Genomic DNA, 14691 nt, shown 5'->3' with positions numbered 1-14691 from the left:
TGATAAAATGGAATGGATCACATTAGATAATGGCGTCCGCATCGTCATCGAACCGATGGCAGACGTCCGGAGCACGTCGACCGGTGTGTTCATCAAAGCCGGGACGCGCACAGAAGACAAGTCCGAAATTGGAATCAGCCATTTGATTGAACATATGTTATTCAAAGGGACGACGACAAGGTCGGCGAAAGAAATCGCCTCATTTTTCGATGAACTCGGTGGTAGCGTCAATGCGTTCACGTCGAAAGACCATACGTGTTATTACGTGAAGACGCTCGATGAGCACGCCGTCATGGCGTTCGACGCGCTCGCGGACATGGTGTTTGACTCCGTCTTCGATGAAGTTGAACTTGAGAAAGAAAAACGCGTCGTACTTGAAGAAATCAAAATGTATGAAGACACACCAGAAGACCTCGTCCACGAACTGCTCGCAACGGCCGTGTATCAAGATGATGTGCTAGCAGAACCGATTCTCGGGACGGAATCGAGCGTGCTCGGTCTTTCACGGGACCAGTTGCTTCGTTACATGGAAACACGGTATACGGGCAACCGCGTTGTCGTCTCAATTGCCGGGCACGTGCCGGATGAACTCATCGAGGCCGTCAAAGCGAGGTTTGCCGAACTCCCATCAGGGGAATCTCCGAAAGAATCGACCGTGCCGACGCTTTACGCCGAAGTCGTGAAAAAAGAGAAAGAAACGGAACAAGCCCATCTTTGTTGGAACTTCGAAGCAATCGCCGCGACCGATGACCGATTGCCGCACCTCGCGCTGTTAAATAACGCGATTGGGGCGACGATGTCTTCAAGACTGTTTCAGTCGATTCGCGAAGAACAAGGGCTCGCTTATTCGATTTATTCATATTACACGACGTTCGATGATCACGGAACGTTCACGATTTACATCGGGACGTCAAAAGACACACTCGATCAAGTCGAATCGATTATGGTACGTGAACTCGCAGCATTAAAGGCGACTGGATTGAGTGAAGAAGAAGTCGAAAAAGGGAAGCGGCAGCTGAAAGGATCGCTCGTGCTCGGGAACGAGAGCACGAGCGCTCGGATGAACCGAAACGGCCGCAACCTTGTCTTACTAAATGAAGTAGAACCGATTGACGTCGTCCTCGATAAAGTGGATCGGATTGAGGCACGCGACGTGAACGCCCTCATTCGTGAAGTGCTCAGCCATGCTCCTGCCAAATCTTATGTCCTTCCGTCCGAAGACTGACTTGAAACCGAATTGTAAGTTCTCTACACTAATTAAGAGGTATTCTTTACTTTGGACAGGATACAGGTGAAAGAAGGGAAAGACTTGAACTTAACCGATTTAGCTAAACACATTCAATTGATTAACCAACTATCAGACTCTGACATCAACGTAACCCACGTGACGACCGACTCGCGCGAAGTCGTCCCCGGGACTCTTTTCGTAGCGATTAAAGGGTATACGGTCGATGGACACGATTATGCGAAAACCGCGATTGAACGCGGTGCCGTCGCCATCGTCAGCGAACGCCCGCTCGACGTGCCAGTGCCAAACTTGATTGTCCGTGACAGCTCAAGAGCCGTCGGACTGTTGGCTTCCGCTTTTTATAACTACCCGTCGGAACAGATGCGTATGTTCGGCATCACAGGGACGAACGGGAAGACGACGACGACGACAATCTTACGTGACGTCCTCGTAGAGCTTGGGCATAGTACCGGCTTGATTGGAACGGTTGAAGTCCGCATTAACGACCAAGTCGTACCGAGCAAGAACACGACGCCGCAAAGTTCGGAACTTCAACAATTATTGGCGCAGATGAAGACCGAAGGCGTGACGGACGTCATGATGGAAGTGTCGTCACACGGCCTAGAACTCGGTCGTGTCATCGGAACCGATTTTGATATCGTCGGGTTCACGAATTTGACCCACGACCATCTCGATTTCCACGGCACGTTTGATAATTACGCCCGTGCGAAAGGATTGCTCTTCGCCCAGCTCGGCCAAATGGCGTCGCGCGGCAAAGTCGCGGTCTTAAATGCGGACGATCCATATAGTAAGCTCTATGAAACGATGACGGGTGCGCGCGTCATGACATACGGAATCGATGCCCCGGCGGACGTCGTGGCGACGAATATCGTCCAGACGTTATCGGACACGAGTTTCCACCTTCACTATCAAGGAGAGAGCTTGCCGGTGACGGTTCAATTCATTGGACGGTTCAACGTATACAATATTCTCCTTGCGACCGGGTGCTTGCTCGCAGCGGGCTATTCGCTCGCAAAAATTATTGAGGCGCTCGAAGCGATCCATCCGGCCAAAGGACGCATGCAACGGCTCGACGTTCCCGGCTATAACGTCTATGCCGACTATGCCCATACACCAGACGGCATCGAGCAATGTTTGAAATCACTCGTCGGTGTCCCAAAAGAAGATATTATTTTCTTAATCGGAACGGGCGGCAATCGCGACGTGACGAAGCGCCCGACGATGGGTCAAATGGCTTCAAAATATGCAGGTACTGTCGTCATCACGACAGACGATCCTCGGTTTGAAGCGTATGATTCAATCACGAGCGGCATTGCCTCAGGGATGACGCACGACAACTTCGTCGAGATTGGCGACCGCGAAGAGGCGGTCCGTTATGCGGCACGTCTTGCGAAACCGACCAATATCGTCGTCTTGGCCGGAAAGGGACATGAAAAATATCAAATCATCGGCAATGAAAAAATACCGCTCGATGAAGAGAAAATTGTTCGAGCGACAATCTTGAAGACGGAGGAATAACGATTTATGGCAGTACAGCCTATCAGTTTGACAGAGAAACAGCATGACGATTTCGTTAAAACACATGAGCGCGGCGATTTGCTCCAGCTTTCAAGTTGGGCAAGCGTCAAGCGTAAAAATGGCTGGTCGGGGGAACGCATCGCCGTCGGCACGGACGGAACGACTACAGGGGTCGCCCTCTTGTTGTTCAAACAAGTGCCAAAGCTCCCGTTCACCCTGTGCTACGCACCGCGCGGTTTCGTCGTCGATTATGACGACACCGCATCGCTTCGCGCATTGACCGAAGAGGCGAAGCGTGTCGCTAAAGCAAAACGTGCCATCACAATCAAGATTGATCCGAACATCGACCGCGATGAAGTGCCGGGTTTACTGACAGAGATGACCGAGCTCGGCTTCACGCATAAAGGGTATGGCGGCGGTTTCGATTATGCGCAGCCACGCTTTACGATGGAGACGGATTTGCGTCCATCGGAAAAAGAGATTTTCGGGAAGTTTCACCATAAGTTCCGCTATAACGTTCGGCTCGCCGAAAAGAAAGGCATCGTCTGTACGGAGGTCGGTCGTGACGGCCTGAAGACGTTCGCTGAGTTGATGAAAGTGACGGGGGAACGGGACGGTTTCTCTACACGCGGACTCGACTACTTTGAAAATTTATATGACTGCCTTCAACCGAATGACGCCCGTCTCTTCTTGACGAAACTTGAACCGAGCCTAGCCCTCGAACAGCAACAACAGACGCTCGATAAAGCGACGCGAGAGCTTGTAAAAATCGAACGGGCACTCGAGAAAGAGACCGTCGAGAAAAAACGAACGAGTTTAATGAACCGTGAGAAACAGACGCGGGAACAAATCGACAAGATTGAGACGGCGTTGCCGGAGCTCGTCGAACTCGACAAGCGTTATCCGGACGGCCTCGTCTTGTCAGGTGGTCTGTTGACGCTCGCTGGCCGCCGCTCCTACTACTTGTACGGGGCGTCGTCAAACGAGTTCCGTGAGTTCATGCCGAACCATCTCATGCAATGGACGATGATGCAAGCCGCAAAAGAGAGTGGCGCCGAGCGCTACGACTTCGGCGGTGTCTCTGGTAATACGGACCCGGACGATGAATATGCGGGACTCTACGCCTTTAAATCGGGATGGGGCAGTGACATGATTGAGAAGGTCGGGGAGTTCGACCTCGTCTTGAATCGTCCGCTCTATCTCGTCCTTGAAAAAGGACTTCCGCTCGTCAAAGGACTCCGTAAACGGTTCAGACGATGAGGTGGACCGGTGTAGTGACGTTCGCGATGGTCGCGTTCATCGTCGGGATTTTCTTGGCTTACTCGTTCTCGCGCCCTGGTCCGATGCCATGGGTGGATGAACCGTCGTTCGAGGCAGGGATGTGCAATCGAGCACCTCAAGCCGAGCAACCGATCGTCGAGCGAAGTGAGCGCGCCTTCACGAACTTGCACCCGCACGTCCGGGAGCGAAGCGAATCGTTCGTCCGTCTCGCATACTCGTGCCTCGGGCTCGAGGTACGCTTAACGTCCGGCTATCGCTCAGAGGAAGAACAAAACGCACTCTATGCCCAAGGGCGATCGGAGCCGGGCCAAATCGTCACGAACGCCAAAGCTGGACAAAGTTACCATAACTATGGACTCGCCGTCGACTTCGTCATCATCCATGACAACCGGGCTGACTACGATTTGTCATCTGACCATAATCGTTCCGGTGTGCCGGACTGGCAAGAACTCGGTGAACTTGGCAAGGCACTCGGGTTCGAATGGGGCGGAGATTGGCGTAACTTCCCTGACTATCCGCACTTGCAGATGGACTTCGGGTTGTCGATTCGACAGCTCGCCGCAGGCAAGCGCCCGGGAGATCAAGCGACGATGCCGCTCGCTGATGTTTTAAAACCTCTAGTCGATTGAACGGAAATGTTGGCAATGAAGCCGTTTTCCGATACAATATTCAATAGCGATAAGTGGACGAACCAGAATATGAATCATCTAGGAGGTTTTTGTTAGTGTCAAAGAAGAAGACAGAGAACATTAGCGTCTTTGCGCTTGGAGGCGTAGGCGAAATCGGGAAGAACATGTACGTCGTGGAACTAGACGACGACATCTTCGTCATCGATGCCGGTCTCATGTTCCCAGGCGATGAGATGCTCGGGATTGACATCGTCATCCCTGACATTACGTATTTAAAAGAGAATAAAGATCGCGTCCGTGCCATCTTCATCACGCACGGCCACGAAGACCATATCGGTGGACTCAGCTACGTGCTCCGCGATTTGAAACACGTTCCCGTCTACGGAACGAAATTGACGCTCGGTTTAATCGAGCTCAAATTGAAAGAGGCAGGCTTACTTAAAGAAGTCGACCTTCGATTGATTGACGCCAAAACGAAATTGACTATCGCTGATCATTTCATCACGTTCTTCCGCGTCAACCACTCGATTCCCGACTGTGTAGGGGTCTGCATCCAAACGTCTCAAGGCGCAATCGTTCATACGGGCGATTTCAAATTCGATTACACACCCGTCGACGGGAAGCAGTCTGATTTCAACAAGTTGGCCGCGATTGGTCAACGAGGTGTCCTCGCCTTGCTATCGGACTCGACGAACGCGGAACGTCCGGGACAAACCGGGTCGGAGTCACTCGTAGGTGCCGAATTGAACGACGTCATCTATCAAGCGGAAGGACGCGTCATCGTCGCCTCGTTCGCCTCGAACGTCCACCGTTTGCAACAAGTGTTCGCCGCGGCGGAAGCGAACGACCGCAAAGTCGCCGTTGTCGGCCGCAGTATGGTCAATATCGTCGAAGTGGCACAAAAACTCAATTATCTTCGTTTCAAGCCGAAAACGCTCGTCGAACTGTCACAAGTGAACCGACTCCCTGACAATAAAGTCGTCATCTTGACGACGGGTTCGCAAGGAGAGCCGATGGCAGCGTTGACGCGAATGGCACGCAACGCTCATAAACAAGTGAATATTCGCTTGAATGATACGGTCGTCATCGCCGCGACGCCGATCCCGGGTAACGAGAAGTCGGTTTCGAAAACGATCGACCTCTTGTTCCGTTCAGGTGCGAACGTCATCTATAACCAGCGGAAAGTTCACGTATCGGGACACGGTTCGGCTGAAGAGTTGAAGCTCATGCTCAACCTCGTCAAGCCGAAGTACTTCCTCCCGATTCACGGAGAATACCGGATGCAAATGGCGCACTCGAAACTTGCAGAACAAGTCGGCGTCAAATCAAATAACATCTTCATCGTCGAAAAAGGCGATGTGGTCGAGTTCACGGGTCGTAAGGCCCGGATGAGCCGTAAAGTTCCGGCCGGTAACGTCTTGATTGACGGAATCGGTGTCGGTGACGTCGGGAACATCGTGCTTCGGGACCGTCGCCTCTTGTCGCAAGACGGCGTCGTGCTCTGCGTCGTCACGTTGAACCGGAAACAAAAGAAATTGATTTCAGGCCCCGAGCTCATCTCGCGCGGATTCGTCTATATGCGTGAATCCGAAGAGATGATTTCTGAGGCGAACCGAATCGTCACAAAGCAAATCGAGAAGAGTCTCCAAGCTGGAAGCGATTGGACCGAATTGAAATCAAATATTCGTGAGCGGCTCAGCGTCTTCTTGTTCGAGCAGACGAAACGTCGTCCGATGATCTTGCCGATCATCATGGAGATATAATGAATTGAGGCAAAAGTCATCTGACTTTTGCCTTCTTTTTATAGGAGGAATCGAAAGTGACACAAAAAAAGGTGGCTCCAAAGTCAAGGAAAACACCGCCAAAACGGAAACGACCGGCTCCGAAAGCTCGAAAGAAACAACCGATTCCGTGGCGTACATATGGGTGGAGCGCATTCGTTCTTGCCGTGACGGCGTTCATCTTTTCATTATTTGAATTCGGCTGGGTCGGCACACGGACTTCCATGCTCGCTGTCACGTTATTTGGAGGCTGGGGAGCATTGACCTATCTCGCGATCGGCTTCACGTTGCTCATCTTTTTGAGCGATTGGCGGCCGAGCCAGCGGACGGGGATTTTCTTACTGTTCCTCGCTTTTCTATTGTTTGGCGACCTCGTCTGGGGGGCTGAGCGCGGAGCGATCAATGGTGCGCTCTATAACATGAATCATTACTTACTATCCGATTTCGGTATCATCTTTCTCGGAATCATTTGTCTTGTCGTCGGGATTTCTTTACTGTCCCCGACGATTTGGCGCAGTGCCGGCCAAAGACTGCTCGAGTCCGGTCAAGCGATCAAGCAAGAGTGGCAAGAACGGGAGCGCCCGGAACGAAAGACGGCTCCGGCTCGGAAAAAAGCGACGGCTTCCGTTCAGCGAGAATCAAAGCCATTGACCGAACCGTCAGAACCTGAACCGGAAACCGATGCGGTGACGATTCACGACATCCCAATCGTCGGATTCAGTGAACAAGTCGTCGCCGAGAAGCAAGAACAAAACCAAGGCACGAAAGCGGCAGAAAGCACGGATCAAGTTGCGGACATGGCGACCGAAGATATGATGATGACGGCAGCGCAAGACGTCTCGGACACGTATGAGCTCCCGACGTTCACCATTTTGTCCGAACCGGTCGTCACGGATTTGTCGGGTGAGAACGCCCGTTTGAAAGCGAATGCGACAAAACTCGTCCAAACGCTCAAATCGTTCGGTGTCGGTGTGAAAGTGTTGAAAATTCATCTCGGACCGACCGTGACAAAATATGAGCTCCAACCGGATATCGGTGTGAAAGTGAGCCGGATCACATCGCTCAGTGACGACTTGGCGCTCGCGCTCGCGGCGAAAGACATCCGTATCGAGGCGCCGATTCCAGGCAAAGCGGCGATTGGGATTGAGGTGCCGAACCAAGAAGTCGCTCCCGTATGCTTGCGAGAAGTGCTCGAGGCGGAGCCGGTCAAACGGGATTCGTCATCGTTACTTGTCGCGCTCGGGCGTAGCATCAGTGGTGAGACGGTGACTGTCGCGTTGAATAAAATGCCGCACTTGCTCGTGGCCGGGTCGACGGGTTCTGGAAAGTCGGTTTGCATTAATGGGATGATTGTTTCGATTTTAATGCGCACCCGCCCGGACGAGGTCCGATTGATGATGATCGATCCGAAGATGGTCGAGTTAAACGTCTATAACGGCGTCCCGCATTTGCTGACGCCGGTCGTCACCGACCCGAAAAAGGCGGCCCAAGCGCTCAAACAAGTCGTTGCCGAGATGGAACGACGTTACGAGCTGTTTAGTCGTTACGGTGTACGAAACATCGAGGGATATAACGAACTCGTCGACAAGTCGGAAGATGAGGATGCGAAACGTCTTCCGTTCATCGTCGTGATTGTCGATGAACTCGCCGACCTCATGATGGTCGCGTCGAACGATGTCGAGGACGCCATCATGCGCCTCGCACAGATGGCGCGGGCTGCAGGGATTCATATGGTACTCGCAACACAGCGTCCTTCCGTAGACGTCATTACAGGCGTCATTAAGGCGAATATTCCGTCACGCATCGCGTTCGCTGTCTCGTCCCAGACGGATTCCCGAACGATTCTAGATGGGGGTGGGGCCGAGAAGTTACTTGGTCGAGGGGACATGCTCATGCTCGCTAACGGGATGAACAAGCCGATTCGAGTTCAAGGCGCCTTCGTGTCGGATCAAGAAGTCGAGACGGTCGTCAACCATGTCATCGCCCAGCAACGGGCACAATATGTCGAGGCGATGATGCCAAAAGAAGAAGAAGTGACGACAATTGATTCGGACGATTCGTTGTTCGGAGAAGTCGTCCAGTTCATCATGACCCAGGAAACGGCCTCCACTTCGATGATTCAGCGCCGGTTCCGAATTGGATACAACCGTGCCGCACGATTGATCGATTCGCTTGAGCAAGCGGGATATGTCGGTCCATCTGAAGGTTCGAAACCAAGGAAAGTGCTCGTCAATGAGTCGGAAGGATAATTTTAAAAAAGCGAACAATGGTATCTTTATAGATATTATTGTTCGCTTTTTGTTTATATTTTGGAATGAATCAAATGTATGCTAAATTCAGACAATGGAAGCAATCATCGGGAATGACGTAGCATATATAGCCTAAAATACCTAATACGACATACTACTAAAACAGTTGAACCGCTTTCATTTTTTAATATCGTTTTCATTTTACAAAAACTTTGCAAAGGCTGAAGGAACAGGTAAAATAGACTACAGGACGCACTGAATTCCTTCACGTCAAAATATTTCCTTGATTCCGAACAAAAAGTATTGCGTTCTTTTTCTGGAATCCCTATACTTAATATTGGCAAGGGCATTCATACGTCAGATGTCTGAGCACTGGTAACAATAGGTAAAGGTGGTGAGGCCCATGTCGATCAAGCTCGATCATCGCTTGCTCTATCTCCGCGTGATTGAGAAAATCAAGCAGGATATCGATGAGGGTGTCTATCGTGAGGGGGAAAAACTTCCTTCAGAGTTCGAGTTATCGAAGCAGCTAGGGGTTAGTCGTGCGACGCTCCGAGAAGCGCTTCGGATTCTCGAAGACGAGAAATTTGTCGTGCGTAAACATGGCGTCGGGACGTTCATTAGTTCTAAACCTCCGTTCACATCGGGGATTGAAGAGCTGTTCAGCGTAACGGACATGATCACGCGTGCCAAAATGACACCGGGAACGAAAGTATTGGTGGCCGAAAAGGTGTTAGCGACAGAGAGAGAAGCCGAGCGTTTAAAAGTCGAACCGAATTCTCCGATTTATCGGATTGTCCGGATTCGCTATGCAGACGAGACACCGGTCGTATACTGCGTGGACAAAATCCCCGCACATCTCGTTTCTAATCCTGAAGCATTGACAGAAGGGAAGTCGTTATTTGACGCGCTGGAACAAGAGGTAGGACGTCGGGTCGCGTACGCGATTACGCACATCGAACCGAGTGTGAGCACAGAAATCTCGACACAACTTCAAACGGACCAACCGTTACTCGCTTTAAAGCAATTGCATTACGATGAAAGCGACCTACCGTTGCTCGATTCGGCAAACTTTTTCCGAGCGGACCGCTTTGACTTCCACGTCGTCCGCAAACGCGTCTAAAACACGTATTTGACATTCGGAGAGGTTATTTTTGGGGAATGGCGTGAAAGCGCTTTCTTATACCGGTGTAATGACTACTGACAACATGACAACCTAAATTGTTATGAACCGAAAGGGGAAACACGACGATGATGAACAAGAAAAAAACGATTCTCTCAGCTTTAGCAGCAGGTCTTACGCTCTCGACAGTACTCGCAGCATGTGGCGGCGGGGACGACAATGAAGGCGCTTCAAACGGAGAAGGCGGCGGCAGCGAAGCTGGCGACTTCAAAGTAGCGATGGTAACGGATACGGGCGGCGTAGATGACAAGTCGTTCAACCAATCAGCTTGGGAAGGTCTCACGAAGTTCGGTGAAGACAACAACTTGACGGAAAACGAAGGATTCAAATACCTTCAATCTTCTAAACAAGCAGACTATCAGCCAAACTTGCAACAATTGGCACGTGACAACTTCAACTTGATCTACGGAATCGGCTTCTTGATGGCTGAAGACATCCAAACGGTCGCTGGTCAATTCTCAGACAACAACTTCGCAATCGTCGACATGGTCGTTGATGCACCGAACGTCGCGTCAATCACGTTCAAAGAGCAAGAAGGATCATTCCTTGTCGGTGTCATCGCGGGTCTCATGACTGAAACGGACAAAGTCGGTTTCATCGGTGGTGTCGAGTCTGACTTGATCAAGAAGTTCGAAAACGGATTTAAAGCGGGCGTCATGGCCGTCAACCCAGACGCGACAATCGACGTGAAATACGCGGAAGACTTCAACTCGGCTGAAAAAGGAACAGCGATCGCATCAGGTATGTATGGCGCAGGTTCTGACATCATCTATCATGCAGCTGGTGGTACGGGTGTAGGGGTATTCACAGAAGCGAAGAACCGTAAGAAGAACGGCGAAGAAGTATGGGTAATCGGGGTTGACCGTGACCAATACGAAGAAGGCCTCCCAGAAGACGTTACGCTTACTTCAATGGTTAAACGTGTAGATACGGCGACGTATGAAGTGTCGAAACAGACGATGGAAGGGAACTTCCCAGGTGGAGAAATCATCGAGTTCGGTTTGAAAGATGACGGTGTTGGAATTGCTGAAACATCTGATGAGCACGTTCCGGCTGACATCCTCTCGCAAGTAGACGAGTATCGCCAACAGTTAATTGACGGCGAACTTACTGCACCTGCGACAGACGCTGAGTTCGAAGAGTTCATGAAAACAGTAGAATAAATCATTGAGTAAGGGGGGACCCATGTGGTTCCCCTTTCCTTAAAGTTAGGAGTGGACTTTCTTGGAATATGTTATTGAAATGCTCAATATTCGCAAAGAGTTCGGTACGTTCGTAGCCAACGACAATATCACCCTTCAACTTCGTAAAGGCGAGATTCATGCGTTGCTCGGAGAGAATGGCGCCGGGAAATCGACGCTCATGAACGTCTTATTCGGTCTCTATCAGCCTGAAGGCGGAGAGATTCGCGTACGCGGAGAAAAGGTGAACATTGAGAACCCGAATATCGCCAACGATCTCGGCATCGGCATGGTGCACCAACACTTCATGCTCGTCGAGAAGTTTACGGTCACAGAAAACATCATCCTCGGTTCTGAACCGAAGAGCGGATTGACGGTCGACCGAGCGACGGCGCGTAAAAAAGTAATGGACATCTCGGAGCAGTACGGGCTTCGAATCGACCCGGATGCAAAAATCGAAGACATCTCAGTCGGGATGCAACAGCGTGTGGAAATTTTAAAGACGCTCTATCGTGGCGCCGAAATTTTAATTTTTGATGAGCCGACGGCCGTGTTGACGCCTCAAGAGATTCAAGAACTTATTCAAATCATGAAGCGTCTCATCGAAGAAGGAAAATCAATCATTTTGATTACCCACAAGCTAAAAGAGATCATGCAAGTGGCGGATCGCTGTACGGTCATCCGACGTGGACGTTACATCGGGACGGTCGATATCGACGAGACTGTCAACGAGGATCGCCTTGCGGAGATGATGGTCGGGCGTGAAGTAAACTTTGATGCGGAATATTCCAAGGCAGATCCACAGCAAGTCGTCCTCGACATTCAAAAGCTCGTCGTCAAAGACAGTCGAGGCATTGAAGTCGTCGAAGGCTTGGATTTACAGATTCGCTCAGGTGAGATTCTTGGAATTGCTGGAATCGATGGCAATGGTCAGACGGAATTGATTGAAGCCATCTCAGGATTGAAAAAGCCTGAGGGCGGCAAGATTTTCTTGAACGGGAATGACGTGACCGGGTTCACCCCACGTAAAGTGACGGAAGCGGGCGTGGGCCATATCCCACAAGACCGACATAAGCATGGTCTCGTGCTCGACTATTCGATTCGAGACAACATGGTCTTGCAAACGTACTACAAAGAACCCTTCTCGAAACGCGGTTTGATGAACTATAAAGCCGTCGCGGAGAAGGCTAAAGCGTTAATTGAGAAGTTTGACGTCCGAACTCCGTCAGTCGATGTGCCGGCTCGTGCCCTCTCTGGAGGGAACCAGCAAAAAGCGATTATCGCCCGTGAAGTCGACCGGTCGCCAGACTTGTTGATTGCGGCACAGCCGACACGTGGTCTTGACGTCGGAGCGATCGAGTTCATTCACGAGCAGCTCGTCAAAGAGCGGGAGAAAGGACGCGCCGTCCTCCTCATCTCGTTTGAGCTTGAAGAAATCTTACACGTGTCGGACCGGATCGCCGTCTTGTATGAAGGGAAGATTGTCGGGATTCGCGATCCGAAAGAAACGACAGAGCAAGAGCTCGGCTTCTTGATGGCCGGCGGTAAGAGAGGGGAAGAAACAGTATGAACAAGCTAGGACTCAATCGACTGCTCATCCCACTACTATCAATCTTGATGGGACTCGTCGTCGGAGCGATCGTCATGCTCATCGGTGGCTATGACCCAGTTCGCGGATTTACGTCGCTCTTTAACGGGATGCTCGGCAGCCCGTACGCGATTGGGGAGACGCTCCGTGCTGCGGCACCGCTCATCTTCTCTGGTCTTGCCGTGGCGTTCGCGTTCCGGACCGGACTCTTCAACATCGGGGTCGAAGGCCAAGTGTTGATCGGCTGGGTGGCCGCCGTGTACGTCGGAATCAACTTCGAATTGCCGATGTTCCTCCACTTGCCGCTCGCCTTGCTCGCCGCGATGCTCGCTGCTGCTGCATGGGCGTTCGTTCCTGGTTTCCTCAAGGCGAAGTTCCACGTCCATGAGGTTATCACATCGATTATGATGAACTACATTGCGCTCTATACGACGAACTCAATTTTACGTAGCGTCATCGGCGTGACGAATGAACGGACTGAGTCGATTCGGGAGACGGCGTCGCTCTCGTCACCGCTTCTTCAAGAATTGACAACGTTCTCGCGCTTGCACTGGGGAATTCTCATCGCTGTGCTTGCCGCCATCGTCTATTACTATATTTTGCAACGCACGACGCTCGGCTATGAGCTTCGCGCCGTTGGTTTCAACAAAAACGCCTCACAATATGCAGGGATGAGCGTCAATCGCAACATCGTCTTGTCGTTCGTCATCTCAGGCATGTTCGCCGGTCTCGCCGGTGCGATGGAAGGGCTCGGGACGTTCAATGGCATGACGCTCAGCGCGTCGTTCACGGGCGTCGGATTCGACGGGATCGCGGTCGCGCTCCTCGGTGCAAACACGGCCATCGGTGTCGTCTTGGCGGCACTCTTGTTCGCTGGACTCAACATCGGTGGACTCGCGATGCAGCTCGGGGCGAACATTCCGTCTGAGCTCGTCAAAGTCATTATCGCCGCTATCGTTATCTTCGTGGCGTCTGGTTATGCACTGAACTATGTCATTGAGAAACTTAAAGGAAATCGTAAGAAAGGAGTGGAGAAAAAATGAGCTTCTTAGAAGTCCTCTATATCGTCGTACCGGTTGCACTTGCCTATGCGACTCCACTCATCATCGCCGCTCTCGGTGGCATCTTCAGTGAACGGTCGGGTGTCGTCAACATCGCACTTGAAGGAATCATGGTCATCGGGGCAGCGACCGGGATCATCACGACGTTGACGCTGACAAGTATGGGTCTAGGTGGAATGAGCCCATGGATCTCGCTTTTAGTGGCGATGGTCATCGGGGCACTGTTCTCCCTCTTCTTGGCAGTCCCGGCTATCCTTTGGCGGGCAGACCAGACCGTCCTTGGTGTCGCGATCAACATGCTTGCAATCGGACTTGCGATCTTCGTCGTCCGTGTCCTTTACAATAAAGGGCAGACCGACTTTATCCAATACCGGATCGCAAAAGAGAACGTGCCGTTCTTATCGGACATTCCGGTTCTCCGCATGTTCTTCGTCAACGTTCAATATACGTCGTTCATCGCCATCGCGCTCGCGTTCGTCGTCTGGTTTGTCATCTTCAAGACGCCTTTTGGCCTTCGTCTTCGCTCGGTCGGGGAACACCCGATGGCGGCGGATACGATGGGAATCAACGTCACAAAGATGCGCTTCATGGGCGTCATGCTCTCAGGTGCGTTCGGTGGCTTGGCTGGTGCGGTCTATGCCGTAACGGTCACGACGAACTTTAGTGCGACGACGATTGTCGGACAAGGGTTCCTCGCCATCGCGGCGATGATTTTCGGGAAATGGAATCCGCTCGGTGCGCTCGGCGCCGGTCTCTTCTTCGGATTCGCGCAAGCGCTCTCGATTATCGGTAGCAACTTGCCGGTCATCAATAACGTGCCGCAAGTGTTGCTCTTAATCGCGCCGTATGCGCTCACGATTCTCGCCCTTGCCGGTGTCGTCGGTCGTGCCGATGCACCAAAGTCTGTCGGTATCCCGTATATTAAAGGGAAACGATAACGAAAAAAAGGACATCTGTCCTCTTTAGGAAAG

Annotated in this window: 11 protein-coding genes; all 11 read left to right on the top strand. The window is 51.6% G+C overall.

Annotated elements, in window-relative coordinates:
* The first annotated feature begins 7 nt into the window (after window positions 1–7).
* Window positions 8–1225, top strand: coding sequence for a M16 family metallopeptidase (locus KNP92_RS07940; protein WP_214839267.1), 1218 nt, complete (start codon window positions 8–10; stop codon window positions 1223–1225).
* A gap of 51 nt (window positions 1226–1276) precedes the next feature.
* Entirely contained in the window at window positions 1277–2767 is a 1491-nt protein-coding gene (locus tag KNP92_RS07935) for a UDP-N-acetylmuramoyl-L-alanyl-D-glutamate--2,6-diaminopimelate ligase (RefSeq protein WP_251136431.1), read from the top strand.
* Between the two features lie 6 nt (window positions 2768–2773).
* Window positions 2774–4027, top strand: a complete 1254-nt coding sequence (locus KNP92_RS07930) for a lipid II:glycine glycyltransferase FemX (protein WP_214839265.1) — start codon at window positions 2774–2776, stop codon at window positions 4025–4027.
* A 14-nt stretch (window positions 4028–4041) separates the two neighbouring features.
* Window positions 4042–4677 (top strand): M15 family metallopeptidase, encoded by a 636-nt coding sequence (locus KNP92_RS07925; protein ID WP_260563997.1) that lies wholly within the window; start codon window positions 4042–4044, stop codon window positions 4675–4677.
* A 95-nt stretch (window positions 4678–4772) separates the two neighbouring features.
* Window positions 4773–6440 carry a ribonuclease J gene (locus KNP92_RS07920; RefSeq protein WP_214839261.1) on the top strand — a complete coding sequence of 556 codons (1668 nt, stop codon included), beginning with the start codon at window positions 4773–4775 and terminating at the stop codon, window positions 6438–6440.
* A gap of 56 nt (window positions 6441–6496) precedes the next feature.
* Entirely contained in the window at window positions 6497–8707 is a 2211-nt protein-coding gene (locus tag KNP92_RS07915; protein ID WP_260563996.1) for a DNA translocase FtsK, read from the top strand.
* 403 nt (window positions 8708–9110) lie between these two features.
* The gene (locus tag KNP92_RS07910) at window positions 9111–9830 is read left to right on the top strand and encodes a GntR family transcriptional regulator (RefSeq protein WP_214839259.1); all 720 of its coding nucleotides are present in this window, start codon (window positions 9111–9113) and stop codon (window positions 9828–9830) included.
* A 131-nt stretch (window positions 9831–9961) separates the two neighbouring features.
* Window positions 9962–11053: a BMP family lipoprotein gene (locus KNP92_RS07905; RefSeq protein ID WP_214839257.1), complete on the top strand. Its 1092-nt coding sequence runs from the start codon at window positions 9962–9964 to the stop codon at window positions 11051–11053.
* Between the two features lie 61 nt (window positions 11054–11114).
* Window positions 11115–12641, top strand: coding sequence for an ABC transporter ATP-binding protein (locus tag KNP92_RS07900; RefSeq protein ID WP_214839256.1), 1527 nt, complete (start codon window positions 11115–11117; stop codon window positions 12639–12641).
* Window positions 12638–13702: an ABC transporter permease gene (locus tag KNP92_RS07895; RefSeq protein WP_214839248.1), complete on the top strand. Its 1065-nt coding sequence runs from the start codon at window positions 12638–12640 to the stop codon at window positions 13700–13702. Before KNP92_RS07900 ends, KNP92_RS07895 begins: the two co-directional genes overlap by 4 nt.
* Window positions 13699–14658, top strand: coding sequence for an ABC transporter permease (locus KNP92_RS07890; RefSeq protein WP_211779620.1), 960 nt, complete (start codon window positions 13699–13701; stop codon window positions 14656–14658). Before KNP92_RS07895 ends, KNP92_RS07890 begins: the two co-directional genes overlap by 4 nt.
* The last annotated feature ends 33 nt before the right edge of the window (window positions 14659–14691 follow it).

The organism is Exiguobacterium sp. s122, assembly GCF_018618475.1.
GTDB classification, from domain to species: Bacteria; Bacillota; Bacilli; order Exiguobacteriales; family Exiguobacteriaceae; genus Exiguobacterium; species Exiguobacterium himgiriensis.
Note: the sequence above shows the minus strand (reverse complement) of the source record. Positions and strands in the feature narration are given on the sequence as shown.

Bases quoted from the DNA above. Each gene is read 5' to 3' on its own strand.
- KNP92_RS07895 (WP_214839248.1), top strand. From the start codon at position 12,638: ATGAACAAGCTAGGACTCAATCGACTGCTCATCCCACTACTATCAATC.
- KNP92_RS07940 (WP_214839267.1), top strand. From the start codon at position 8: ATGGAATGGATCACATTAGATAATGGCGTCCGCATCGTCATCGAACCG.
- KNP92_RS07890 (WP_211779620.1), top strand. From the start codon at position 13,699: ATGAGCTTCTTAGAAGTCCTCTATATCGTCGTACCGGTTGCACTTGCC.
- KNP92_RS07910 (WP_214839259.1), top strand. From the start codon at position 9,111: ATGTCGATCAAGCTCGATCATCGCTTGCTCTATCTCCGCGTGATTGAG.
- KNP92_RS07930 (WP_214839265.1), top strand. From the start codon at position 2,774: ATGGCAGTACAGCCTATCAGTTTGACAGAGAAACAGCATGACGATTTC.
- KNP92_RS07905 (WP_214839257.1), top strand. From the start codon at position 9,962: ATGAACAAGAAAAAAACGATTCTCTCAGCTTTAGCAGCAGGTCTTACG.